Origin of the sequence: Hydrogenophaga sp. (assembly GCF_050182545.1) — a bacterium.
Classification (GTDB): domain Bacteria; phylum Pseudomonadota; class Gammaproteobacteria; order Burkholderiales; family Burkholderiaceae_C; genus Hydrogenophaga.
On record NZ_JBFXCD010000004.1, the window covers coordinates 24423 to 48954 of the forward strand.

24 protein-coding genes and 3 tRNA genes are annotated in these 24532 nt (G+C 66.8%); 12 read left to right on the forward strand and 15 right to left on the reverse strand.

Going from position 1 to position 24532, the window contains the following annotated elements; all coding sequences use genetic code 11:
* Positions 1–54 precede the first annotated feature (54 nt).
* Entirely contained in the window at positions 55–972 is a 918-nt protein-coding gene (locus AB7P10_RS05595) for an NAD kinase (protein WP_428292856.1), read from the reverse strand.
* 94 nt (positions 973–1066) lie between these two features.
* On the opposite strand from AB7P10_RS05595, the gene hrcA reads away from it, so the two are divergent.
* The 4 genes from hrcA to greB all read left to right on the forward strand — a co-directional run bounded on the left by hrcA (position 1067) and on the right by greB (position 2953).
* Positions 1067–2086, forward strand: coding sequence for a heat-inducible transcriptional repressor HrcA (gene hrcA, locus AB7P10_RS05600; protein WP_428292857.1), 1020 nt, complete (start codon positions 1067–1069; stop codon positions 2084–2086).
* 48 nt (positions 2087–2134) lie between these two features.
* A tRNA-Ile gene (locus AB7P10_RS05605) sits at positions 2135–2211 on the forward strand.
* A 27-nt stretch (positions 2212–2238) separates the two neighbouring features.
* Positions 2239–2315 (forward strand) — tRNA-Arg (locus AB7P10_RS05610).
* A gap of 62 nt (positions 2316–2377) precedes the next feature.
* Positions 2378–2953: a transcription elongation factor GreB gene (gene greB / locus AB7P10_RS05615; protein ID WP_428292858.1), complete on the forward strand. Its 576-nt coding sequence runs from the start codon at positions 2378–2380 to the stop codon at positions 2951–2953.
* A gap of 9 nt (positions 2954–2962) precedes the next feature.
* On the opposite strand, the gene AB7P10_RS05620 is transcribed toward greB, so the two are convergent.
* From AB7P10_RS05620 to AB7P10_RS05635, 4 genes are all read right to left on the reverse strand, one after another.
* Positions 2963–5209: a RelA/SpoT family protein gene (locus tag AB7P10_RS05620; RefSeq protein WP_428293089.1), complete on the reverse strand. Its 2247-nt coding sequence runs from the start codon at positions 5207–5209 to the stop codon at positions 2963–2965.
* Between the two features lie 148 nt (positions 5210–5357).
* Positions 5358–5561 (reverse strand): DNA-directed RNA polymerase subunit omega, encoded by a 204-nt coding sequence (gene rpoZ / locus AB7P10_RS05625; protein WP_297652149.1) that lies wholly within the window; start codon positions 5559–5561, stop codon positions 5358–5360.
* A gap of 29 nt (positions 5562–5590) precedes the next feature.
* Positions 5591–6211: a guanylate kinase gene (gmk, locus tag AB7P10_RS05630; RefSeq protein ID WP_428292859.1), complete on the reverse strand. Its 621-nt coding sequence runs from the start codon at positions 6209–6211 to the stop codon at positions 5591–5593.
* A 2-nt stretch (positions 6212–6213) separates the two neighbouring features.
* Entirely contained in the window at positions 6214–7149 is a 936-nt protein-coding gene (locus tag AB7P10_RS05635; protein WP_428292860.1) for a YicC/YloC family endoribonuclease, read from the reverse strand.
* A 62-nt stretch (positions 7150–7211) separates the two neighbouring features.
* Here AB7P10_RS05635 and AB7P10_RS05640 point away from each other — a divergent pair, with 62 nt between their 5' ends.
* From AB7P10_RS05640 to hemW, 5 genes are read left to right on the forward strand one after another with little or no spacing between them, the layout of a single operon-like run.
* On the forward strand, positions 7212–8219 hold the full coding sequence (locus AB7P10_RS05640) for a serine/threonine protein kinase (RefSeq protein WP_066268004.1): 1008 nt from the start codon (positions 7212–7214) through the stop codon (positions 8217–8219).
* A complete protein-coding gene (locus AB7P10_RS05645) occupies positions 8216–9115 on the forward strand; it encodes a PP2C family protein-serine/threonine phosphatase (RefSeq protein ID WP_428292861.1) in 900 nt (299 codons plus the stop codon). Before AB7P10_RS05640 ends, AB7P10_RS05645 begins: the two co-directional genes overlap by 4 nt.
* Before the next feature lie 19 nt (positions 9116–9134).
* Positions 9135–9866, forward strand: a complete 732-nt coding sequence (gene rph, locus AB7P10_RS05650) for a ribonuclease PH (RefSeq protein ID WP_428292862.1) — start codon at positions 9135–9137, stop codon at positions 9864–9866.
* A 7-nt stretch (positions 9867–9873) separates the two neighbouring features.
* Positions 9874–10497: an RdgB/HAM1 family non-canonical purine NTP pyrophosphatase gene (gene rdgB / locus AB7P10_RS05655; RefSeq protein ID WP_428292863.1), complete on the forward strand. Its 624-nt coding sequence runs from the start codon at positions 9874–9876 to the stop codon at positions 10495–10497.
* Positions 10498–10517: 20 nt separating this feature from the next.
* Entirely contained in the window at positions 10518–11771 is a 1254-nt protein-coding gene (hemW, locus tag AB7P10_RS05660) for a radical SAM family heme chaperone HemW (RefSeq protein WP_428293090.1), read from the forward strand.
* Positions 11772–11799: 28 nt separating this feature from the next.
* Here the strand turns inward: hemW and AB7P10_RS05665 are convergent, their stop codons facing one another.
* Together AB7P10_RS05665 and AB7P10_RS05670 are read right to left on the reverse strand one after the other, a co-directional pair.
* Positions 11800–13182 (reverse strand): heavy metal sensor histidine kinase, encoded by a 1383-nt coding sequence (locus AB7P10_RS05665; protein ID WP_428292864.1) that lies wholly within the window; start codon positions 13180–13182, stop codon positions 11800–11802.
* Positions 13179–13859, reverse strand: coding sequence for a heavy metal response regulator transcription factor (locus AB7P10_RS05670; RefSeq protein ID WP_428292865.1), 681 nt, complete (start codon positions 13857–13859; stop codon positions 13179–13181). Before AB7P10_RS05670 ends, AB7P10_RS05665 begins: the two co-directional genes overlap by 4 nt.
* A 214-nt stretch (positions 13860–14073) precedes the next feature.
* Here AB7P10_RS05670 and AB7P10_RS05675 point away from each other — a divergent pair, with 214 nt between their 5' ends.
* Positions 14074–14541 (forward strand): DUF4148 domain-containing protein, encoded by a 468-nt coding sequence (locus AB7P10_RS05675; RefSeq protein WP_428292866.1) that lies wholly within the window; start codon positions 14074–14076, stop codon positions 14539–14541.
* Between the two features lie 166 nt (positions 14542–14707).
* Here the strand turns inward: AB7P10_RS05675 and AB7P10_RS05680 are convergent.
* From AB7P10_RS05680 to AB7P10_RS05715, 8 genes are all read right to left on the reverse strand, one after another.
* A tRNA-Ser gene (locus AB7P10_RS05680) sits at positions 14708–14795 on the reverse strand.
* 42 nt (positions 14796–14837) lie between these two features.
* On the reverse strand, positions 14838–15515 hold the full coding sequence (ureG, locus tag AB7P10_RS05685) for an urease accessory protein UreG (protein ID WP_428292867.1): 678 nt from the start codon (positions 15513–15515) through the stop codon (positions 14838–14840).
* Positions 15512–16228 carry an urease accessory protein UreF gene (locus AB7P10_RS05690; protein WP_428292868.1) on the reverse strand — a complete coding sequence of 239 codons (717 nt, stop codon included), beginning with the start codon at positions 16226–16228 and terminating at the stop codon, positions 15512–15514. The genes ureG and AB7P10_RS05690 overlap by 4 nt, the downstream gene beginning before the upstream one ends.
* On the reverse strand, positions 16215–16769 hold the full coding sequence (gene ureE, locus AB7P10_RS05695; protein ID WP_428292869.1) for an urease accessory protein UreE: 555 nt from the start codon (positions 16767–16769) through the stop codon (positions 16215–16217). Before ureE ends, AB7P10_RS05690 begins: the two co-directional genes overlap by 14 nt.
* Positions 16770–16779: 10 nt before the next feature.
* Entirely contained in the window at positions 16780–18498 is a 1719-nt protein-coding gene (gene ureC / locus AB7P10_RS05700) for an urease subunit alpha (protein WP_428292870.1), read from the reverse strand.
* A gap of 13 nt (positions 18499–18511) precedes the next feature.
* On the reverse strand, positions 18512–18817 hold the full coding sequence (locus AB7P10_RS05705) for an urease subunit beta (protein WP_428292871.1): 306 nt from the start codon (positions 18815–18817) through the stop codon (positions 18512–18514).
* 10 nt (positions 18818–18827) lie between these two features.
* Positions 18828–19400 carry a HupE/UreJ family protein gene (locus AB7P10_RS05710; RefSeq protein ID WP_428292872.1) on the reverse strand — a complete coding sequence of 191 codons (573 nt, stop codon included), beginning with the start codon at positions 19398–19400 and terminating at the stop codon, positions 18828–18830.
* A 15-nt stretch (positions 19401–19415) separates the two neighbouring features.
* Positions 19416–19718, reverse strand: a complete 303-nt coding sequence (locus AB7P10_RS05715; protein ID WP_428292873.1) for an urease subunit gamma — start codon at positions 19716–19718, stop codon at positions 19416–19418.
* A 179-nt stretch (positions 19719–19897) separates the two neighbouring features.
* Here AB7P10_RS05715 and AB7P10_RS05720 point away from each other — a divergent pair, with 179 nt between their 5' ends.
* Together AB7P10_RS05720 and AB7P10_RS05725 are read left to right on the forward strand one after the other, a co-directional pair.
* Positions 19898–23470, forward strand: a complete 3573-nt coding sequence (locus tag AB7P10_RS05720; RefSeq protein ID WP_428292874.1) for a hybrid sensor histidine kinase/response regulator — start codon at positions 19898–19900, stop codon at positions 23468–23470.
* Positions 23454–24482, forward strand: coding sequence for a response regulator (locus AB7P10_RS05725; protein WP_428292875.1), 1029 nt, complete (start codon positions 23454–23456; stop codon positions 24480–24482). Before AB7P10_RS05720 ends, AB7P10_RS05725 begins: the two co-directional genes overlap by 17 nt.
* Positions 24483–24532: the final 50 nt, after the last annotated feature.

The following is a 24532-nucleotide window of genomic DNA, read 5'->3' on the forward strand; positions in this document are numbered from 1 at the left end:
AAGTGGGGCGGTGCGGCTGGTGGGGAATGGGCAGGCCGTATTCTGAATGGTCGCTCAGGTGCCTTCGTTCCAGTGCAGCTTCTTGCGCAGGGTGTCGAAGTAGCTCCAGCCCACGGGATGCAGCAGGCGCAGCGCGTGCTCGGAGCGGCGCACCACGATGCGGTCGCCGTGCAGCAAGCTGGTCAGCGACTGCATGTCGAAATTGGCGCTGGCGTCGCGGCCGGAGACGATTTCTACCGCGATCTCGCTGTGCGAGGGGATCACCACCGGCCGGTTGGACAGCGTATGGGGCGCGATCGGCACCATCACCCAGCCACCGATCCCGGGGTGCAGCAGCGGCCCGCCGGCCGAGAGGGCATAGGCAGTGGAGCCTGTGGGCGATGCAATGATCAGGCCGTCGGCACGCTGGTTGGCCACGAAATGGCCGTCCACTTCAACCCGCAGCTCGATCATGCTGGCCACGCCCCCGCGGTTGACCACCACGTCGTTGAGGGCCGTGGCCTCGAACACGCAGCGGCCGTCACGCCAGACCGTGGCGGCCATCAGGGCGCGGGCGTCCTCCGTGAACTCGCCTCGCAGCATGGGGCGCAGCGTGTCGGCGTAGCTGTCGAACGGAATATCTGTGATGAAGCCCAGGCGGCCCTGGTTGATACCGACCAGGGGCACGCCGTAGCGCGCGAGCTGGCGACCAATGCCCAGCATCGTGCCGTCGCCGCCGACCACCAGCGCCAGGTCGCAGGCCCGACCGATCGCGGGCACGTCCAGCGCCGGGTATTGCTGCAGACCTGTGTTGGCCGCGGTGTCCTGCTCCAGCGACACGTCGCAGCCCTCGCCGTTGAGGAACTGGGCGATCTCGTCAACCGCGCTCCGCGCGCCAGGCGCGTGGTACTTGCCCACGATGGCGACATGCGCGAAACGCAGCGGCCGGCTCCAGCGGGAAGGTGCGGACCGGGTGTCTGGGGGCAGGCTCATGCGGAAATTACAACACAGCTTCCCCGTGGCGAATTGCCACAAAACCCTTGCCGTGGACGGCCTGTCGAGGGCCGTACTTCCTTAGAATGAAGCCATGTTGGATGACCGCGCCAAGCTGCTGCTCAAAGCCCTCGTCGAGCGATACATCGCCGACGGCCAGCCCGTGGGGTCGCGCACGCTGGCCAAGGCGGCGGGCATGGAACTGTCGCCGGCCACCATCCGCAACGTCATGAGCGACCTGGAGGAACTGGGGTTGATCGCCAGTCCGCACACGTCGGCCGGACGCATTCCCACGGCACGCGGCTACCGCCTGTTCGTCGACACCATGTTGACCGTGCGGCGCGACAGCATTCCCGCCATGAGCGACATGCCGACACCCGGCATCGAGGCCGGGCAGCCACACCGCGTCATCAGCAATGCGGCGCAGATGCTGTCCAACCTGTCGCAGTTCGTCGGGGTGGTCATGGCGCCGCGACGCGCGTCCGTGTTTCGTCATATCGAGTTCCTCAGCCTGTCCGAGCGGCGCGTGCTGGTGATCATTGTTTCGCCCGATGGTGATGTGCAGAACCGCATCATCCACACCCAGGTCAACTTCACGCAACCGCAACTGCTGGAGGCGGCGAACTTCCTGAATGCGCACTACTCGGGCCTGACCATGGAGGCGGTGCGTGAACGTCTCAGGACCGAAGTCGACGTGCTGCGTGGCGAAATCGCCGACCTGATGAAGGACGCGGTCAACATCGGCGCGGAAGAGGGGGAAGCGCGCGACGAGGTGGTGGTTTCCGGGGAGCGCAACCTGTTGTCGGTGAGCGAGTTCTCCAGCGACATGGGCAACCTGCGCCGCATGTTCGATCTGTTCGAGCAGAAAACGCAATTGATCCGCCTGCTCGATGTGTCGACGCAGGCGGACGGGGTGCGCATCTACATCGGCGGTGAGAGCCAGGTCGTTCCCTACGAGGACCTCTCGGTGGTGACCGCGCCCTACGAGGTGGATGGGCACGTGGTTGGCACACTGGGCGTGATTGGCCCGCAACGCATGTCCTACGAACGCATGATCCAGATCGTGGACGTCACTGCCAAGCTGGTGGGCAACGCGCTGAGCCACCACAAGTAATACGATGGGCCAGTCGCGCGGCCGTCGACCTCTACAATCCTTCGGGTCGGGCCGTTAGCTCAGTTGGTTAGAGCAGAGGACTCATAATCCTTTGGTCGTTGGTTCAAGTCCAACACGGCCTACCAAAAAACCCTGCTACAATGCGAGGCTTCGCGGCTGTAGCTCAGTTGGATAGAGTACTTGGCTACGAACCAAGGGGTCGTGGGTTCGAATCCTGCCAGCCGCACCACTATGAAAACCCTGTAGCCAAAAGCTGCAGGGTTTTTTCTTTCCTGTCGAGGTTCTGCCCCCATGAGCAAGGCATTCACCCGCGAGAGCGACGGGGGCGATGAAGACGACGATGGCATCGCGGCTGCAGCACCCGCGCCGGGCGGCAAGAACTACATCACCCGGGATGGCTACGAGCGCCTGCGTGCCGAGCTGTTCTCGCTCATGGATGAAGAACGGCCGAAGATCGTCGACATCGTGCACTGGGCGGCCAGCAATGGCGACCGTTCGGAGAATGGCGACTATCTCTATGGCAAGAAGCGCCTGCGCGAGATCGACCGCCGCATCCGTTTTCTGACGCGTCGACTCGAAATCGCCGAGGTGGTTGACGCGTCGCTGCACTTTGGCGGCGACCAGGTCTTTTTCGGGGCCACGGTGACTTACGCCGACGACAGCGGCGCGGAGACCACGGTGACGATTCTTGGGGTGGATGAAGCCGACAGCGCCCAGGGGCAGGTGAGCTGGGTGTCTCCGGTGGCGCGCGCGCTGCTCAGGGCCCGTGTGGGTGACGTGGTGCGCCTGGTGGTGCCCGATGGCGTGCAGGAACTGGAGGTGCTGGCGGTGCAGTACCCGATCCCGGCAAGCAGTGCTGATCACTGAACTGAACGTTCAGGGCTTGTAGCGCTGCGCCTTGATCACCGAAGTGGTGCGTTTGAGGCTGCGCAGCACATCGGCCAGGTGCTGCCGGTCTCGCACGGCCACCTGGAAGCGGATGTCGGTCGCGGTCTGCGCGGGCTCGTCGCCCATGTCGACGTGCGTGATGTCCGCCTCGGTCGCGGCGATGCTGGAGGCCACGCGGGCAAGCACCCCTTTGCCATTGGCGACGGTGACTACCACCGTGGTGTCGAACGAGCGCACGGGCTCGTCGGCCCACTCAACTTCCAGGAAGCGTTCGCCATCGCGGTGCAGCAGCCGTTTGCCAACCGGACAATCGTCCGCGTGCACCACCAACCCTTCGCCGCGCCCCAGGTACCCGACGATGCGGTCGCCGGGAATGGGCTTGCAGCACGGGGCGTACTGCACCGACACGCCCTCGCTGCCATCGAGCGTGACCACGCCCTGTGACACGGCCTCGTCGTGTCCGCTGGCGTACCGTTCTGTGCTGATCAACAAAGCGTCCGGCTTGAGACCGGTCTCGGCCAGCAGCACTGCGAGCTTCTTGCCCACCATGCTGGCGATGCGCTTGCCCATCCCGATGTCGGACAACAGTTCGTCTCGGGTCTTGTTGCCCGTGAAGCGCAGGAGCTTCTCCCAGGGTGCCTGGTAGGCACCTTCTTCGGCCGGCAGTGTGGAAATCCCCTCGGAGCGCAGCGCCTGGCTGAGCATGCGTTCTCCCAGTTCGTGCGACTTCTCCTGCGCCACGGTTTTCAGGTGATGCCGGATCTTGGAACGTGCGCGCCCCGTCTTGACGAACGACAGCCAAGCCGGGTTGGGCTCGGCCTGGTCCGCAGTGACGATCTCGACCACGTCGCCATTGGCCAGTTCGGTGCGCAGCGGTCGCTGTTCACCATTGATGCGGGCCGACACCGTGTGGTTGCCAACGTCGCTGTGGATGGCGTAAGCGAAGTCCATGACGGTGGCGCCGCGCGGCAGCGCCATGATCTTGCTCTTGGGTGTGAACACGTAGACCGCATCCGGGAAGAGGTCGATCTTGATGTGATCCCAGAACTCGGCCGCGTCGCGCGTTTCCTGCTGGATGTCCAGCAGGGACTGCAGCCATTGCGTGCCCAGGCGCTGCGACATGTCGCTGTTGGGCTCACTGGCCTTGTAGAGCCAGTGTGCCGCCACGCCGGACTCGGCCACCACGTCCATCGAATGGGTGCGCAACTGGAACTCGATGTTGGTCCCGAAGGGACCTATCAGCGTCGTGTGCAGCGACTGATAGCCATTGACCTTGGGGATGGCCACGTAGTCCCGGAACTTGCCCGGCAGCGGCTTGTAGAGCTGGTGCAGCACCCCCATGCCGGTGTAGCAGTCGGGCAGTTCGGGTACGACGATGCGAAAGCCGTAGATGTCGGTGACCTGGGAAAAGGAAAGGTGCTTGCTGTCCATCTTGCGATAGACCGAATACAGCGTCTTCTCGCGACCCATGATGCGCACGGGCATGTCGTGTCGCACGAACTCGGCCTCAACCTCCCGCTGCACGCGCGCGATCAGGTCGCGGCGGCGGTGGCGCGATTTGTTTAACGCCTTGGACAGCACCTCGTATCTCCAGGGGTGCAGGAATCGGAATGCCAGATCCTGCAGTTCGCGGTAGGTGAAATTCAGGCCCAGGCGGTGCGCGATCGGGGCGTAGATTTCCAGCGTTTCACTGCTGATGCGCTGCCATTTGGAGCGCGGCATGTCACCCATGGTGCGCATGTTGTGGGTGCGATCGGCGAGCTTGATCAGGATGACGCGCACATCCTTGGCCATGGCCAGCAGCATCTTGCGAAATGACTCGGCCTGGTTCTGCTCTCGTGTGTCAAATTCCAGCTTTTCCAGCTTGGTCAATCCGTCCACCAGCTCGGCCACCGGCGCGCCGAAACGCTCCACGAGTTCTTCCTTGGTAACACCACAGTCCTCGATGGCGTCGTGCATCAGCGCAGCCATCAGGGCTTGCGCGTCCAACTTCCATTCAGCGCACTGGGCCGCGACCGCGATCGGATGGGTGATGTAGGGGTCGCCATTCTTTCGCAGCTGACCCAGATGCGCCTCGTCCGCGAAGCGGTAGGCTTGGCGGATGCTCTCGATGTCGGCGGGCCCCAGGTAGTCCAGCTTGCCCAGCAGCGCGGCAAAGCTGGCCGCAGCAGCGCTGGCGGCCGGGTGCGCCTGCTCGGCGGTGGGCTGGAGGGTGCCGTTGTCGGCCTCGGTCATCATCCTAGTACTTTAGCGCGAGACCGCGCATCCTGCTGAATGCGTGCGCAAGCCAGGCACAGCCGGAAGAGAAGCGTTCGCACGCGCAGGGCAAAAAAAAACACCGCCGTGCGGTGTTTTTCTGTTCATGCCGAACGCCTCAAAGGCTTCAGATCGGCACCTTCTTGAGCATCTCCAGGCCGACTTTGCCATCGGCGATCTCGCGCAAGGCGGTCACACCGGGCTTGTTCTTGCTCTCGATCTTGGGCGCATGGCCCTGGCTGAGCATGCGCGCGCGGTAGGTGGCGGCCAGCACGAGCTGGAAGCGGTTGGGAATCTTTTCCAGACAGTCTTCGACGGTGATGCGTGCCATGTGCGGGCCTTCAGGAAGTGAGCGATGGATCAAAGAATGTTGAGCGCCTTGAAGGTATCGCCGCGGGCGATACGCTGGGCGGCAAACTTGAGCCGCTGGGCATGGACGATGGCCTTGAGGTCAAACAGGGCCCGCTCGAACAACTCATTGATTATAACGAAGTCGAACTCCCGGGCATGGGCCATCTCGCTCGCCGCGTTCTGCAACCGCAGCTCAATCACCTCCGCCGAGTCCTCAGCCCGGCGCTCCAGGCGAGATCGCAGCTCCTCCCAGCTGGGGGGCAGGATGAAGATCAGCACGGCATTGGGAAAGATGCGCTTGACCTGGATGGCACCCTGGAAATCGATCTCGAGTACCACGTCCGCTCCCTGGGCCATGCGCTGCTCGATGGCCATCTTGGAGGTGCCGTAACGGTTGCCGTGCACCTTGGCCCATTCCAGGAAGGCCCCCTGGACGACCATCTGGTCGAAGGTTTCATTGCTGACAAAGTAGTACTCGCGGCCATGCAGCTCCTGGCCGCGCGGGGAGCGGGTGGTGTGCGATACCGAGGGCACAACGCGCGAGTCGAGTTCCATCAAGGCCTTGACCAAGCTGGACTTGCCCGCTCCGCTGGGGGCTGCCACGACAAACAGGTTTCCGGGGTATTCCATGCTTACTCTATGTTCTGCACCTGCTCGCGCATCTGTTCGATGAGAACCTTCATGTCCACCGAAATGCGCGTCAGTTCGAGGTTGGATGACTTCGATCCGAGGGTGTTGGCCTCGCGGTGCAGCTCCTGGATCAGGAAGTCCAGGCGTTTGCCGATGTCGCCACCCTTCTTCAGCAGGCGCTCGATCTCGGTCAGGTGGGAGTCGAGCCGCGTGAGCTCCTCGGCCACGTCGATGCGAATGGCGAAGGCCGTGGCTTCGGCCAGCGCGCGGTCTTTCGCCACGTCCGAGGACACCGCGTTGCCCGAGGTCGCCGCTGACGTGCCCACACCAAGCGCTTCGTTCCAGCGATCCAGGAAACGCTGGCGCTGTTGTGCGACCAGCTGGGGTATCAGGGGTTGTGCGTCCTGCGCGAGCCGGCCCAGCTGTCCCAGCCGGTCCTGCAGCATGGTGGAGAGGCGTTTGCCTTCGCGCTCGCGCGCGCCCATCAGGGCATCCAGGGCGGTCTGCGCGGTGGCCACCAGCGAGTCGGTGAGCTCGCCAGGGTTGCCTTGCTGGCGTGCAGTGAGTTGGAGCACGTCGGCCACCGAAAGCGCAGGCGCCCCGGGCAGCCATGCGCGCACGGTGTCCTGAAGACCGGCGAGCTTCTGCAAGTCGGCGGGGCCCGGCGAGCGTGGCACGGTGTCGTTGCGGCCCTCGACCCAGGCGCGCACCTCCACCTTGCCGCGTTTGAGGCGCGCGCCCAGCAACTCACGCAGCGTCGGTTCGGCGCTGCGCAGGTCGTCGGGCAACTTGAAAACGAGGTCGAGAAAACGGCTGTTGACGGAGCGGATTTCGACCCCCACGCCGGCCTGAGGCTCGCGGCTGGACTCGCCGCTGACCGGCGCCGCAGACCCGCCAGAGTGGGCCGTGGCGTAGCCGGTCATGCTGTAAACTGCCATTGAACTTTGCCCCGATGAGGGTGAATGGTCCAAAACGAGGCGTTCCGGAATCCATCCGAATTATGTCAAAGGTCAAACCCGCACCGCTGCCGCCGGACACCGTGATTGGTGGTTACCGCATTGTCCGCAAGCTGGCGGCGGGGGGCTTTGGCGTGGTGTACCTGGCCGTGGACACCGAGGGCCAGCAGGTTGCGGTCAAGGAATACCTGCCTTCGTCGCTCGCCTCGCGCGGCCCTGGTGAGTTGCTGCCGCAGGTGCAACCGGAAAAGCTCTCGCTGTACCGGCTGGGTCTCAAGAGTTTCTTCGAAGAGGGCCGGGCGCTGGCGCAGATCTCCCACCAGTCGGTGGTGAGCGTGCTCAACTTCTTCCGCGAGAACGAGACTGTCTACATGGTCATGAACTTTCTGGAGGGCGCGTCCCTGCAGGAATTCATCATCACCGCGCGGGAACTCAAGAAGCAGAAGGTGTTCCGCGAGTCCACCATCCGCTCGCTCTACGACGAAGTGCTGCGCGGCCTGCGCATCGTGCACCAGCACAAGATGCTGCACCTGGACATCAAGCCGGCCAACATCTTCGTGACGGACGACAACCGCTCGGTGCTGATCGACTTCGGCGCGGCGCGCGAGGTGCTGAGCAAGGAAGGCAACTTCATCCGCCCCATGTACACGCCCGGTTTCGCCGCCCCCGAGATGTACCGGCGCGACTCGTCGATGGGCCCCTGGACGGATATCTACGCCATCGGCGCCTGCATCTACGCGAGCATGCAGGGTTATCCACCGAACGACGCACCGCAGCGGCTGGAGAAGGACAGGCTTTCGCTGGCGCTCTCACGCCTGCGCGGCGTTTACTCCGACAACCTGATCGAGGTGGTCGAGTGGTGCATGTCGCTGGACCCGCTGTCGCGCCCGCAGTCGGTATTCGCACTGCAGAAGGAACTGAGCCGGGAGACCGAGCGCAGCTACACCAAGCTCACCGTGGCCGAGAAGATGCGGCTGCAGTTCGACAATATCGTGTCGGACAACAAGAAATCCCTGCGCAAGTCCACCAACGCCGCGACCAAGTTTCGATGAAGTTCTCGGTCTACCAGATCAGCCGCCAGGGGGGCCGGGAGCGCAACGAAGACCGAATGGGCTATGCCTACACCCGGGAGTCCGGCTTGTTCGTTCTGGCCGATGGCATGGGTGGGCACCCGGAAGGTGCGATGGCCGCGCAACTCGCGCTGCAAACTTTTTCCGCGTATTTCCAGAAAGCCGCGAACCCGACGGTTCGCGAGGTGCCCGAGTTCCTCTCAAGCGCGCTCATGGCCGCGCACCACCAGATCATCCGCTATGCCGCCGAGAAGGGCATGCTCGACACGCCGCGCACCACGCTGGTGGCCGCCGTGATGGAGCGCAACCACGTGCACTGGGTGCACTGCGGCGACTCGCGCCTCTACGTGGTGCGCCATGGCGAGATGCTGACCCGCACGCGCGACCACTCCTACATGGAGCAGCAACAGCACCTGGGCCGCTCCACCGACCACATCAACCGCAACATCCTGTTCACCTGCCTGGGGTCGCCCGCCAAGCCGGTGTTCGACCTCTCCGGCCCGGTGCACCTGTTGCAGGGTGACCGCGTGCTGCTGTGCTCCGACGGTCTGTGGGGCACGGTCAACGACGAGGAGATCACCTCCGAGCTGTCCAAGCGACCGCTGGAGCAGGCGGTGCCCGAACTGGTCGAGATGGCGCTCAAGCGCGGCGGTCCGCGCTGCGACAACGTGACCGTGCTGGCCATGGAATGGGAGACCGCGGACGAATTCCAGTCCACGCGCGTTTCCACCGAGGACATCGACGACGGCGTGTTCGCGTCCACCATCCAGTCGGGCATTCCCGACCCGTCCGTCGAAGACATGGACGATGCCGCAATCGAGAAATCGATTGCCGAGATCAATGCCGCGATCCGCCGCACGGCCGAGCGCAATTCCTGAACTCTCTCCGAGGTTTCCCATGAGCGATACGTCCCGACCCGGCCAACGGGCCGCCGATGCCCTGCGTCCTGTGCGCGTCACGCGCGACTTCACCATCCATGCCGAAGGCTCCGTGCTGATCGAGTTCGGACAGACCCGCGTGCTGTGCACCGCGTCGGTGGAAGAAAAGGTGCCGCCGCACAAGCGCGGCAGCGGCGAGGGCTGGGTGACCGCCGAGTACGGCATGCTGCCGCGCGCCACCCATACCCGCAGCGACCGCGAAGCCGCCAAGGGCAAACAGAGCGGGCGCACGCAGGAGATCCAGCGCCTCATCGGCCGCTCCCTGCGCGCGGTGTTCGATCTCAAGGCCCTGGGCGAGCGCACCATCTCGCTCGATTGCGACGTGCTGCAGGCCGATGGCGGCACGCGCACGGCCAGCATCACCGGTGCGTTCGTGGCAGCGCACGACGCTGTTTCGAAGCTGATGGCCGGCGGCAAGCTGACGGCCACGCCGATCAAGGACCATGTGGCCGCCATCTCGGTCGGCATCCTGGATGGCCGTGCCTTGCTCGACCTCGAATACGTCGAGGACGCTGCCTGTGACACCGACATGAACGTCGTCATGACCGGTGCCGGTCACTTCGTCGAGGTGCAGGGCACCGCAGAAGGCGCGGCCTTCACGCGGCGCGAGATGGACAGCTTGCTCGCGCTGGCGGAAAAAGGCATCGCCGAGCTGGTGCTCTTGCAGAAGCAGGCGCTCGGACTGGCCTGACCCGCGCATGCAACTCGTCCTCGCCTCGAACAACGCAGGCAAGCTTGCCGAGCTGCAGGCCTTGTTCGCGCCGCTGGGTGTGGAGCTGGTGCGCCAGGCTGATCTGGGCATCCCCGAAGCGCCCGAGCCGCACCGCACCTTTGTCGAGAACGCCCTGGCCAAGGCGCGCCACGCCGCGCGCGAGAGCGGCCTTCCCGCGCTGGCCGACGATGCCGGCCTTTGCGTGGAGGCCTTCGGTGGCCTGCCGGGTGTGGACACGGCCTACTATGCGACGCAATTCGGTTACGAGAAGGGCGACGCCAACAACGTGCGTGCCTTGCTGGAGCAGATGGTCGACGTCGCCGACCGCCGCGCCGCGCTGGTCAGCACGCTGGTGGCATTGCGCAGCGCGGACGATCCCGAACCGCTGGTGGCCACGGGCCGCGCGCCCGGTTTGATCACCAGGGAGCCGGTCGGCGACAAGGGCTTCGGTTTCGACCCGGTGATGTACCTGCCCGCGTTCGGAAAAACCTTTGCGCAGTTGCCCACCGAGGTGAAGAACGCCAACAGCCACCGCGGTCGCGCAGCGCGCCAGATGCTGGCGTTGATGCGTGAGCGCTGGTTTGCGCCAGCAGTCGCGGAACCATCATGAGCGAGCGCGAGGGCGTGCCGATGTCCTGGCCGGGCGATTCGCCGGCAAAGGAGGGGCTGGCGGACCCCGCATGGAACGATGTGCGCCAGTGGATGCGTCCGGGGACATTGCAGCTGCAGAGCCTGCCACCGCTGGCGCTCTACGTCCACCTGCCCTGGTGCCTGAAAAAGTGCCCGTATTGCGACTTCAATTCCCATGAATGGACCGCTACGGCCGCGCCGGGGGAAGTCTTGCCCGAAAGCGCCTACCTGGACGCCCTGCGTGCTGATCTTGCGGCCTCGCTGCCGCTGATCTGGGGCCGCACGGTGCACAGCGTGTTTATCGGCGGTGGCACACCGAGCCTGTTCTCCCCAGCCGCAATCGACAAACTGCTGGGCGACGTGCGCGCGATGTTGCGACTGGAGGCCGATGCCGAAATCACGCTCGAGGCCAACCCCGGAACTTTCGAGAAGGACCGCTTCCGCGCCTTCCGCGAGGCCGGCGTGACGCGCCTGTCCATCGGTGTGCAGAGCTTCAACGACGTGCACCTCAAGGCACTGGGCCGCGTGCACGATCGCAGCCAGGCCATGGCCGCGGTGGAGGAGGCGGCGCGGTCCTTCGACACCTTCAATCTTGACCTCATGTACGCCCTGCCGGGGCAGACGCTGGCCGACTGCGAGGCCGACGTGCGCGCCGCGCTGTCGTTTGCGCCACCGCACATCTCCATCTACCACCTCACGCTCGAGCCCAACACGTACTTCGCCAAGTACCCGCCGGCGCTGCCGCCCGAGGACGAGGCATGGGACATGCTGGACCGCATCACGGAAATGACGGATGAGGCCGGGCTGCAGCGCTACGAGGTATCGGCCTACGCGCGCCACGGGCACCGGTGCGCGCACAACCTGAATTACTGGCAGTTCGGTGACTACCTGGGCATCGGGGCCGGCGCGCACAGCAAGCTGAGCTTCGCGCACCGCGTGGCCCGCCAGGTGCGCGTGCGCGAACCGCGCCAGTACATGGAGCGCGCACTCGCGGGCAGCCCCGTGGTGAGTGCGGACGAGGTGCCGCGCAAGGCCCTGCCGTTCGAGTTCATGCTCAATGCCTTGCGCCTTCGGGATGGCTTCACACTGCAGCAGTACATGGAACGCACCGGCCTGCCGCTCTCCAGCATCGAGCCCGCACTGGCACGGGCCGCGCAACAAGGCCTGGTCGCACGCGATGCGGCGCGCGTGTGGCCCACGGCGCGTGGTTTCGATTTCCTGAGCAATCTGCAGGGCCTGTTCCTGCCTGATTGATCGCGAGGAGGCCGTTGGCCTGGAAGGCTCAGGAGATGGCTTGCAGCGTGAAGCCCACGCGCGTGGTGCCGGCGCTGGATTCGGCCATCGGGGCGCCATCGTGCATGCGCGCGATCGCCGCGACGATGGACAGGCCCAATCCATGGTGCGGTTTCTCCATTTCGCAGCGCGCGGCGTCCGCGCGGAAGAACCTGTCGAACAAGCGGGGCAGGTGCTCTGGCTCAATCGACGGCCCGGTGTTCTCGACCCACAGGCGGGCGCCGCCATGGGCCGTGTCCGTGATGCGCACGCAAAGCCGGGAGTTGGCATCGGCGTAGCGGATCGCATTGCCCAGCAGGTTGGAAAGGGCGCGCTTGATCAAGGGTTCGTCCACGGGCAGGCGCGCATCGCCCTCGACGCTCACGCTCAGACTGCGTTCCTCCATGGGCGCCTCGTGGAACTCCACCACCTGCTGCACCAGCTCGGCCAGGCTCACCGGCGCGCCGCGCCGCGCCTTCACGCCGCGGTCGGCCTGCGCGAGGAACAGCATGTCGTTGACGATGGCCGCCATGCGGTGCAGCTCTTCCAGGTTGGAGTGCAGCGTTTCCTCCAGTTCGGTGACGCTGCGTTCGCGGCTGAGTGCCACCTCGGTGTGGCCGATCAGGTTGGCAAGCGGTGTGCGCAGCTCGTGCGCCACGTCGGCATTGAAACCTTCGAGCTGTGCATAGGTGCGCTCGACGCGGTGCATCAGGCCGTTGAACTGGTCGATCAGCGGCTGCAGTTCCTCCACCGGCTCGGCCAGCGACAGCCGCTGCCCCATGCGGCGGGCATCGATGGCCTTGGTCTGTCCGGCCAGGTCCAGCAGCGGCCGCAGGCTGCAGCGCACGCGCCAGAAGGTGCCCCAGCCGACCAGCGCCGCACCCGCGAGCACCGCGCCCACCAGCAGCAGTGCCATGCGTTTGGCGGTTTCAGCATCCCGAGAGCAGTCCAGCACCAGCCGGCCTTGCAGCACCTCGCCACTGGACAAGGGCACATTGAAATCCATGCCGCGGGAACTGGCCTTGGTGACGTCGAAGGTGGTCACGGCGTCGCGGTAGAACGTGCTGCCGTCGGGACGCAGCAACTGCACGAAGGTGCCGGGGCGGCGCTCCGCGATCCAGGCCATCTTGGCCCTGACCTCGTCCTCGCCGCCGTGGGCGTCCGCTTCGCGCGCCACGTCGACCAGGACGGTGGAATAGCTGCGCAGTTCCTCGTCGTGCTTGGCGGAGAACAGCATGGTGGTGGCGCCGTAGATCACGGCCAGCAGCACGCCCAGGCCAATCACGGTCTGGATCGCCAGCAGCAGCGAGAGCCTGCGGCCGATCGAGTACGCGCAGGGCGTTTCCTGCGCACGTTCCGGCGCCAGGGAACCCAGTGCTTCGGCGCTGTTCATGCGCGCTCCTCCAGCACATAGCCCATGCCACGCACGTTGTGCAGCAGCTTGGGCTTGAACGGATCGTCCATCTTCGAGCGAAGACGACGCACGGCGACTTCCACCACGTTGGTGTCGGAGTCGAAGTTCATGTCCCAGACCTGCTCGGCAATCGTGGTGCGAGAGAGGATCTGGCCCTTGCGCCGCGCCAGCAGGGCGAGCAACGAGAACTCCTTGGCGGTGAGATCAAGTCGCTGGCCCGCGCGCCAGGCCTTGCGGCTGAGCAGATCCATCTCCAGGTCGCTCACCGCCATGCGTGTGGTGGCCACTTCGGTGGCTGCCGGGCCGCGGCGCAGCAGGGCCGCCACGCGCGCCAGCAGTTCGGAAAACGCGAAGGGCTTGACGAGGTAATCGTCGGCACCCGACTGCAGCCCTTGCACGCGGTCTTCGACGCGGTCTCGTGCCGTGAGCATCAGCACCGGCGTGTTGCGCTTCTCGCGCAAGGCGGCCAGCACGCCGAAGCCATCGATGCCGGGCAGCATGATGTCGAGCACCACCAGCTGGTAGTCGCCCTCCAGGGCGAGGTAGCGGCCCTCGATGCCGTCGCGCGCGACGTCCACGGTGTAGCCGGCCTCGGCGAGGCCGCGCTTGACGTAGTCCGCCAGCTTGGATTCGTCTTCGATGACCAGCACGCGCATGAGAGGGCTTCTGTGTCGGGGTGGATGGGGCAACGGGGCCGCGGGCCTCGTCGGGTGACACCGAATTGTCGCGGAATCGGCCGTTTTCATGCATTACGAATCGGTAATTCTCGCGTTCGGAAAACGACAGATGCGCTTTCTACAGTCTCTCCTGTGCCGAACACGAAGCGGCACACCAGCCCTTCCAGCCCCCTCTCACAAGGAACCTTTCATCATGAATCTCTCGACCCGCATTCTTCTTCCCCTCGTCCTCACCGCCACGGCCGGTGCCGTCATGGCACAGAGCGCGCCCCTGACCCGCGCTGAAGTCCAGGCACAGGCCATCGCCGCCCGCGATGCCGGCCAACTGGGCGACAAGAACGTTTCGACCTACAAGGCACCTGTGCGCGCCGCCAGCTCCACGCTGACCCGCGCCGAAGTCCAGAGCGCGGCCATCGCCGCCCGCGACGCCGGCCAGCTGGGCAACCAGGAAAGCCCCGAACTCGTGATCGCCACCGGCAGCAGCAAGACCCGCGCGCAGGTGGTGGCCGAAACCGCTGAAGCCCGTCGCCTGGGCCTGCTCGATGTGAGCGACAGCGAATTCCCCAAGATCGCCACGGCGGAACAGGCCGAGCAAGTGCGCCAGGCCGGCCTGCGCGTGCTCGGCAGCTCCACCACCGTCGTGCAACTCCATCAGCAGTGATGGCGGCCCGCTGCGGTGAGATGGTTTGGTTGCCCTGACTGACCTTCCAAGCCATCTCACCGGGGTTTGTTACCACTGCGATTGAAAGGCGGTGCCCATGAAGGCACTTCATTGCCAAGCAAAAACACCAACGGGCCTCACAAGGGCCCGTTGGTGTTTCTGTATCTGGCGGAGACGGTGAGATTCGAACTCACGGACCCTTGCGGGTCGGCAGTTTTCAAGACTGCTGGTTTAAACCGCTCACCCACGTCTCCAGGTGCGATTGCAAGGCGTGGATTTTAGCCTGTGCCCCGGTTTCAGGCCGGCGCCGGTTCCGCCGCCTCGCTGCGCAGCATGCCGCGCTGCTCGATGAATTGCACCACCTCGTCCACCCCCGCGAGGGTCTTGAGGTTGGTCATCACCCAGGGCCGGCGCGCGGCGTCGGGGCGCATGCGTGCGGTGTCGGCCTTCATGACGTCCAGGTCGGCGCCCACATGGGGGGCCAGGTCGGTCTTGTTGATGACGAACAGGTCGCTCTTGGTGATGCCCGGGCCGCCCTTGCGCGGGATCTTCTCGCCCGCGGCCACGTCGATGACGTAGATCGTGAGGTCGGAGAGTTCGGGGCTGAAGGTGGCGGCCAGGTTGTCGCCGCCCGATTCGATGAACACCACGTCCGCGTCGGGGAACTGTTCGAGCATACGGTCGATGGCCTCGAGGTTGATGGATGCGTCCTCGCGGATGGCGGTGTGCGGGCAGCCACCGGTTTCCACGCCCATGATGCGCTCGGCCGGCAGCGCGCCGCTGACGGTGAGGATGCGCTGGTCCTCCTTGGTGTAGATGTCGTTGGTGATGGCCACGAGGTCGTACTGCTTTCGCATGGCCTTGCACAGCATTTCCAGCAGCGTGGTCTTGCCCGAGCCGACCGGGCCACCGATGCCCACGCGCAGTGGGGGCAGGGACTTGGTGCGGTGGGGGATGTGGTGCAGGGTGGTCATGAGCGGAACAGGCGTGAGTACTGGGTTTCGTGGCGGGCGGAGTGAATGGCCAGCAAGGGCGTGAAAGCCTGCCGGTCATTGTCGGACAGGGCGATGGCCTGGTCCACTGCAAGCGGAATCTCCCCTGCCAGCAGGGCCAGCGTGCGCTGCCCCGCGCTCTGGCCCAGGGGCACCGACTTGATCGCCGCCTGCACCATGTTCTCGGCCCAGCCAAAGGCGTAGCCCAGCAGGCTGTCGCGCACGCTGGCGTCGGCGCTGGCGGCGGCGCAGGCGCAGGCCACGGGGTAGGTGGGCGGGTTCAGGTCGGCGGCTTGCAGTCGCTCGAACACACCGGCACCCAGTGGCCCGAGCTGGCGCGCCCATTCGAGCAGCGAGCGCCCCATCTGCTCGGTCTGCAGGCGCAGCTCGTGCGTTTCGCGGGTCTGCAGCACCCAGTGGTTGAGCGCGCGGATGCGTGCCACGTCATCGGCGCGCCAGGCCGGAATGGCCTGCGCCTCCACCGCCAGGTCGCTGCGGGCCAGCGCCAGATGGAGCTGGTCGCCCAGCCACTGCGCAGCGCTGGTCTCGTCGTGCACGTGGCCCGCGTCCACCGCCGCTTCCAGGCCTTCGGAATAGGAGAAACCTCCCACCGGCAGGGCCGGGGATGCCAGCCAGAGAATCTGCAGCAGGCTGGCGGCCGAACGCGCCGCAGCGTTCGCTTCAACCGTGGTCATGCCCGTGCGCGTGGTGGCTATGGCCGTGACTGTGACTGTGGTCGAAAGGGTGATGGCCGTGTCCGTGGGACGCCCCCTGGGCGCCGTAGGCGCCGCCTTCGGGCTCGAACGGTTCCCGCGCTTCCACCACCGTGAGGTGCATGTCGCGCAGCATGTCTGCCAGCACGTGGTCGGGTTCGATCTTCAGGTGATCCGGCCGCAGCTCGATCGGCACGTGGCGGTTGCCCAGGTGGTAGGCCGCGCGCATGAGGTCGAAGGCCTGTTCCGGCGCGGGGTGGTCGGGGCAGGCGGTGATGCGCATCACCGGCTGGGGCGCGGCCACCACGCGCAGCAGCGAGCCGTCCTGGGTGAGCAGCACGTCGCCGCCACGCACGACCGTGCCCCTCGGCAGGAACACGCCCACATGGCGTTCGTCGGAGGCGGTCGCGTCGAAGCGGCTCTTCTGGCGCACGTCCCAGTCCAGGACGAGCTGGGCCGCGCGCTGCACCAGCGGCTTGGCCAGCCCCTGGCCTTGTGGAATGAGCTTGGAGACTTGCAGCATGGGAAGGCAGTCAGAAAAGGAAATAGCGCTGTGCCATGGGCAGCTTCGTGGCGGGCTCGCAGGTCAGCAGCACGCCGTCGGCGCGCACGGCGTAGGTCTGGGGGTCGATCTCCATCTTCGGCAGCAGGGCGTTGTGCACCATGCCGGCCTTGGTCACGCCGCGGCAGCCCTGCACGGCCGACAGCGTCTTGCGCAGGCCGTAGCGCTCGCCCACGCCGGCGGCCAGCGCGGCCTGCGAGACGAAGGTGAGGCTGCTGTGCGCCATGGCGCCGCCGAAGCTGCCGAACATGGGCCGGTAGTGCACTGGCTGGGGCGTGGGGATGGAGGCGTTGGGGTCGCCCATGGCGGCCAGCGCGATGCTGCCGCCCTTGAGCACCAGCGCGGGCTTGACACCGAAGAAGGCCGGCTTCCAGACCACCAGGTCGGCCCACTTGCCCACTTCGAGCGAACCCACGATGTGCGAAATGCCGTGCGCGATGGCCGGGTTGATCGTGTACTTGGCGATGTAGCGCCTGACGCGGAAGTTGTCGTTGCGCGACGAGTCTTCGGGCAGCGTGCCGCGCTGCTGTTTCATCTTGTCGGCGGTCTGCCAGGTGCGCAGGATGACTTCGCCCACGCGGCCCATGGCCTGGCTGTCGCTGCTCATCATGCTGATGGCGCCCATGTCGTGCAGGATGTCCTCGGCCGCGATCGTCTCGCGGCGGATGCGGCTCTCGGCGAAGGCCAGGTCCTCGGCAATGCCCGCGTCGAGGTGGTGGCACACCATCAGCATGTCGACGTGCTCGTCCAGCGTGTTGACCGTGTAGGGCATGGTCGGGTTGGTGGAGGAGGGCAGGAAGTTGGCCTCGCCGACCACGCGCAGGATGTCGGGCGCATGGCCGCCACCGGCGCCCTCGGTGTGGAAGGCGCAGAGCGTGCGGCCCTTCGTGGCTTCGATCGTGTTCTCGACGAAGCCCGATTCGTTGAGCGTGTCGCTGTGGATGGCGACCTGCACGTCGGCTGCTTCGGCGACGTCGAGGCAGTTGCTGATGGCGCTGGGCGTGGTGCCCCAGTCCTCGTGCAGCTTCAGGCCGATCACGCCGGCGTTCACCTGCTCGTGCAGCGCGGCCGGCAGGCTGGCGTTGCCCTTGCCCAGAAAGCCCAGGTTCATCGGCAGGCCGTCGGCCGCTTGCAGCATGCGCTCGATGTGCCAGGGGCCGGGCGTGCAGGTGGTGGCGAAGGTGCCGGTGGCCGGGCCGGTGCCCCCGCCGAGCATGGTGGTGATGCCCGAGGTCAGCGCCTCGTCCACCTGTTGCGGGCAGATGAAGTGGATGTGGCTGTCGATGCCGCCGGCGGTCACGATGCTGCCTTCGCAGCTGATCACCTCGGTACCCGGGCCGATGACGATGTCCACGCCCGGCATGGTGTCGGGGTTGCCGGCCTTGCCGATGGCCACGATGCGCCCGTCCTTCAGACCGATGTCCGCCTTGACGATGCCGCCGTGGTCGATGATCACCGCATTGGTCATCACCGTGTCCACCGCGCCCTCGGCGCGCGTGCGCTGGCTCTGCGCCATGCCGTCGCGGATGGTCTTGCCGCCACCGAACTTCACCTCTTCGCCGTAGCCGCCCGCGGCCAGGGTGAAGTCCTTCTCGATCTCGATCACCAGCCCGGTGTCGGCCAGGCGCAGGCGGTCGCCCACGGTAGGGCCGAACATGTCGGCATAGGCGCTGCGGGGAATGCTTGCCATGAGAGTGTGTTCCTCAGAGTGCGCTCTGCGTGAGCCCGCGAAAGCCGTAGACCACGCGATCGCCCGCGTAGTCCACCAGCTCGACGGTGCGCTGCTGACCCGGCTCGAAGCGCACGGCGGTGCCGCTGGCGATGTTCAGCCGCATGCCGCGCGCGGCGGCGCGGTCGAAGTCGAGTGCGCCATTGGTCTCGGCGAAGTGGTAGTGCGAGCCGACCTGGATCGGCCGGTCGGCGCCGTTCTTCACCACCAGGGTGAGCGTGCGCCGGCCCGGGTTGAGTGCGTGTTCGCCGCCGTCGGTGATGAGTTCGCCGGGGATCATGGTGTGCTCCTCAGCCCGCCAGCAGCGACCAGCCCATGTTCAGGCCCATCAGGGCGACCACACCCCCCGCCACGCGCGGCAGCCAGTGGCTGGTGCGCCGCAGGCCCAGGCCGATGCCGATGCCCGCCGCATGCAGCGCCGCCGTGCCCAGCACCATGCCGGCCAGCGCCGCGCCGTCCGCGAGTTCCTGACCGTGTGCCGCGCCATGGAACAGCGCGAAGGCGCCCACCAGCACCGCACCCGCTGCCTCGGGCAGCCTGACCTGCGCGGCCAGCAGCAGGCCCACCACGAGCATGGAGGCCGCGATCATCGGCTCAATCGCAGGGAATGCCACGCCCGCCTGCGCCATCAGCGCGCCCGCCAGCAGCAGGGCGGCGAAGGCCACCGGCGCGATCCACAGGCGCTTCGTCGTCATGGCGCTCCAGACGCCCACGGCCAGCATGGCGGCGAGGTGGTCCAGGCCCGTGATGGGGTGCAGGAAACCGGTGAGCAGGCCGCCATGCGCGTGGTCGCCGCCCACATGGGCGAAGGCGGAGCACGACAGGGTGGCGAGGACGAGAGGCAGCAGGTGTTTGCATTTCATGGGCGGGTCTCCTGATCAATTGATGGGCTGGTGCACCGTGACGAGCTTGGTGCCATCGGGGAAGGTGGCTTCCACCTGGATGTCGGGGATCATCTCGGCGATGCCGTCCATCACGTCGGCGCGCGTGAGCACGCTGCGGCCTTCGCTCATGAGCTGCGCCACGGTCTTGCCGTCGCGCGCGCCCTCCATCACGGCCGCGCTGATCAGCGCCACCGCTTCCGGGTAGTTGAGCTTGAGTCCGCGCGCCTTGCGCCGCTCGGCCAGCAGGGCGGCGGTGAAGATCAGCAGCTTGTCTTTTTCACGCGGGGTCAGTTCCATGGTTTGCTTTGCTCGAATGGCGCGTGTGGCCGCAAGAGCCGGCCGAACGCGGGGGTCAGTGCGGGTGGGTGCGCGGTCGTTGGTGGTGCGAGAGCATACAAGCCGCCCTTGAATCAGCAATTCCCGTGCCCTGGCCCGCCGACGCTGCGGGCATGGCATGAAAGCTGCAAAAACCCGGTGTGAACACCACCGCGCCCGAACTGCCGCCCCTGCCCGCCCAGCCGCAGGCAGGGCAGGACGCGCCGCAGCGCATCATCAAGGTGCGCCGCGACTACAACAGCTGGGTCGGCAGCGAGACCATGGAGGACTACGCGCTGCGCTACACGCCGCAGCGCTTTCGCAAGTGGAGCGAATGGCGCGTGGCCAACACCGCGTTCGGTGCCGCGTCCTTCCTGATCCTGGAGGCGGTGGGCGCCACGCTGCTGGTGCAGTACGGCTTCGTCAACGCCGCGCTGGCCATCCTTTGCACCGGCCTGATCATCTTCCTGGCCGGCCTGCCCATCAGCGTCTACGCCGCGCGCCACGGGGTCGACATGGACCTGCTCACGCGCGGCGCGGGCTTCGGCTACATCGGCTCGACCATCACCTCGCTGATCTACGCCACCTTCACCTTCATCTTCTTCGCGCTCGAGGCCGCGGTGATGGCCTACGCGCTCGAACTGGCGCTGGACATTCCACCAGCCTGGGGTTACCTCATCTGCGCGCTGGTCGTCATTCCCCTGGTGACGCACGGCGTCTCGGTCATCAGCCGCTTCCAGGTCTGGACCCAGCCGCTGTGGCTCGTGATGATGGTGGTGCCTTTTGGGGCGGTGGCCTGGATGGCGCCCGAAACGTTCACCAATGTGGTGCGGTATGGCGGCGAATCTGGTGCGGGGACGGTGTTCGACTGGCACCTGTTTGGTGCGGCACTCACCGTGGGCATCGCGCTGATCACCCAGATGGGCGAGCAGGCCGACTACCTGCGCTTCATGCCCGCGAAGGAGCCGGGCAAGGCTCTGCGCTGGTGGGCCGGCGTGCTCGCCGGCGGGCCGGGCTGGGTGGTGCTGGGTGTGGTCAAGATGCTGGGTGGCGCGCTGCTGGCCTACCTGGCCATCACCCACATGGTGCCCACCGATCGCGCGGTGGATCCGAACCAGATGTACCTGGCGGCCTACGAATTCGTGTTCTCCGACTACGGCTGGGCGGTGGCGGCCACGGCGCTGTTCGTGGTGGTGTCGCAGCTCAAGATCAACGTCACCAACGCCTATGCCGGCTCGCTGGCCTGGAGCAACTTCTTCTCGCGCATCACGCACAGCCACCCGGGGCGCGTGGTGTGGGTGGTGTTCAACACGCTGATCGCCTTCATGCTGATGGAGATGAACGTGTTCCAGGCGCTCGGCGAGGTGCTGGGCCTGTACTCCAACATCGCCATTGCCTGGATCATGGCCGTGGTGGCCGACCTGGTGATCAACAAGCCACTGGGCTGGAGCCCCAAGGGCATCGAGTTCAAGCGCGCCTACCTATACGACATCAACCCCGTCGGCGTGGGCGCGATGGGCCTGGCCTCGGCCTTGTCCATCGTCGCGCACATGGGACTGCTGGGGCCGGGGGCGCAAGCGTTCTCGGCGGTGATCGCGATGGTGACGGCACTGGTGGCAGCACCAGCAATCGCGTGGTTGACCAAGGGGCGCTACTACATCGCCAGGAGCGGTGGCGTGCAAGGGGGCGCCATGCCAGGAACACCGCGGATATGGCTTCGCCAGGCCGCTGGTGTTGCCCCTCTTCAGGGGGGTGACGCCGCAGGCGGTGCGGGGGGTGTTCTCAAGTGCGTGATCTGTGAACGCGAATACGAAGGGCCGGACATGGCCCACTGCCCCGCCTATCAGGGCCACATCTGTTCGCTCTGCTGCACGCTGGATGCGCGCTGCGGGGACCTGTGCAAGCCGCATGCGCGCCTGTCCGAACAGTGGATGGCCGCGCTGCGGCGCGTGCTGCCGCGCGGTGTGTGGCCCTACCTGGAAGCCGGACTGGCGCACTACCTGCTGCTCATGATGATTGTCGCGCCCGTGCTCGCGGCGGTGCTTGGTCTGCTCTACCGGCGGGAGGTGGAAGGGCTGCGGCTGGGGCTGGGCGTGGCGGCCAACACCCCGCTGCTGGACGCCGCGCTGCGCTCGGGCTTCGTGCGCGTGTACGCGGTGCTGCTGCTGATCGCCGCCACCGTGGCCTGGTGGCTGGTGCTGGCGCACAAGAGCCGCGAGGTGGCGCAGGAAGAGTCGAACCGCCAGACGCGACTGCTGATGCAGGAAATCGAATCGCACCAGCGCACCGACGAGGCGCTGCAGCAGGCGCGCCGCGCGGCCGAGCAGGCCAACCAGGCCAAGACGCGCTACATCAGCACCATCAGCCACGAACTGCGCACGCCGCTCAACAGCATCCTGGGCTATGCGCAACTGCTGCAGGAAGACGGTGGTGTGGCGCCGCACCGTGCGCAGGCCGTGCGCGTGATCCACCGCGGCGGGGAGCACCTGCTCTCGCTGATCGAGGGCACGCTGGACATCGCGCGCATCGAGTCCGGCAAGCTCGCGCTGGACGTGCGGCCCATGGCCTTTGCCGGTGCCATGCAGGAGGTGGCCAGCATGTTCGAGCTGCAGGCCGCGGCCAAGGGCCTGCGCTTCGTCTTCGACACCGGTAGCCGCCTGCCGGACACCGTGCGCGCCGACGAAAAACGCCTGCGCCAGATCCTCATCAACCTGCTGGGCAACGCCGTCAAGTTCACCCGCAGCGGCGAGGTGCGCCTGCGCGTGGCGCACGCGCGCGAGATGGCGCAGTTCGAGGTGCACGACACCGGTCCCGGCATGGGCCAGGCCGAACTCGAGCGTGTGTTCGAGCCGTTCGCGCGCGGGCAGGGCGAGGCCGGCGCGCAGGGTGGGCCTTCCACCGGCACCGGCCTGGGCCTGACCATCGCCAAGATGCTCACCGACCTCATGGGCGGCGAGATGACGGTGCGCAGCACGCCGGGCGAGGGTTCGGTGTTCACCGTGCGGCTGTTCCTGCCCGAGCTGCACGGCGTGCAGCTGCCGGCCCCCGCCGCGCAGCCTCAGCACGTGGGCTACAGCGGGCCGCGCCGGCGCGTGCTGGTGGTGGACAACGAGGAGGCCGACCGCGAACTGCTCTCGCGCTGGTTCGCACCGCTGGGCTTCGAGGTCATGCTGGCCACGAGCGGGCTGGACGCGCTCGCCCTGCTCGACGGCCTGCAGCCGGGTGACGCGGGTGCGCCGCACGCCATCTTCATGGACCTGGCCATGCCCGGCATCGACGGCTGGGAAACGCTGCGCCGCCTGCGCGCGCGCGGCTGGGGCCCGGTGCCACTGGCCATCGTCTCGGCCAACGCCTTCGACAAGGGTCTGGACAACGACCTCGACCACAAGCCGCAGGACTTCTTCGTCAAGCCCGTGCGGCGCGACGACCTGCTGGCCTGGCTGGGCCAGCGTCTATCGCTCGAATGGATCGCGGACGCCGCGACCGCACCTGCCGCCGCACCCGTGGCCGCTGCGGCGCCTGCCACGCGTGCCACGCGCGCCGAACTCGAACCCCTGCTCGAACTCGTGCGCCTGGGCTACTACAAGGGCATCGTGCAGTGGCTCGACGAGTGGGTGCAGCGCCGCCCCGAACAGGCCACGTTCGCGCAGGGCCTGCGCACGCTGGCGCGCGAGTTCCGTTTTGATGCCATCGAACAGCAACTGCTGCTGCAAAGCCATGTCGCTACCCGTTGAACCCTCCGTGCCTGCAGCGCCTGCCCTGCCTGCGGCGCTGCCCCTGACCGACGCGCTGGTCGTGCTCATCGTCGACGACGTGCCCGATAACGTCGCGCCGCTGCACGACGCGCTGGACGAGGCCGGGTACACCGTGCTGGTGGCGCTCGATGGCGAGAGCGCCCTGCGCCGCGCCACCCAGGCCTTGCCTGACGTGGTGCTGCTCGACGCGGTGATGCCCGGCATCGACGGCTTCGAGGTCGCGCGCCGCCTCAAGGCGCAGGCGGCCACCGCGCACATCCCCATCATCTTCATGACCGGCCTGACCGACACCGAGCACCTCGTGGCCGCGCTCGATGCCGGCGGCGCCGACTACGTGACCAAACCGATCAAGCCGCGCGAGGTCATGGCGCGCATGGGCGTGCACCTGCGCACCGCGCGCCACGTGCGCCAGGGCGCGGTCGAACGCAGCCAGGCGCGCAACGCGCTCGACGCCTTCGGCTACGCCACCATCACCGTGCGCGAGCGCGACGGTCGCCTGATGTGGCAGACCCCGCTGGCGCGCGACCTGCTGCGCCACCACTGCGGCACCGAGGCGCCCACCACCCCCCCGGCCGTGCTGCAGTGGCTGCGCCGCCACCTGGGTGATGCCCTCGCGCAGCGCGAGCCGCCGCGCCTGACGCTGGAAAACGGCCCGCGCCGCCTCACCTTCCGCCTGCACCAGTGCGTGGGCGACGAAGTCAACGGAGAAGGTGGCGACTGGCTCATCGTCATGCAGGAAACCTCGGACGCCAGCGTGCTCTCGGCCCTGGCCGGCGCTTTCGGCCTGACTGCGCGCGAGGCCGAGGTGCTGTACTGGGTGGTCAAGGGCAAGATCAACCGCGACATCGGCGACATCCTCGGCGCCAGCCCCGCCACGGTGAAGAAACACCTGGAGCGCATCTACGCCAAGCTGGGCGTGGAGACGCGCACCGCAGCGGCGGCCATGGCGATCAACCGGGTGCCGTTGCTGCAGCCGCAGCATGGGGGGTGAGCCATACGCCTCCACGTACGCCACCCGGCGTACATACGCCCCCAAGGGTC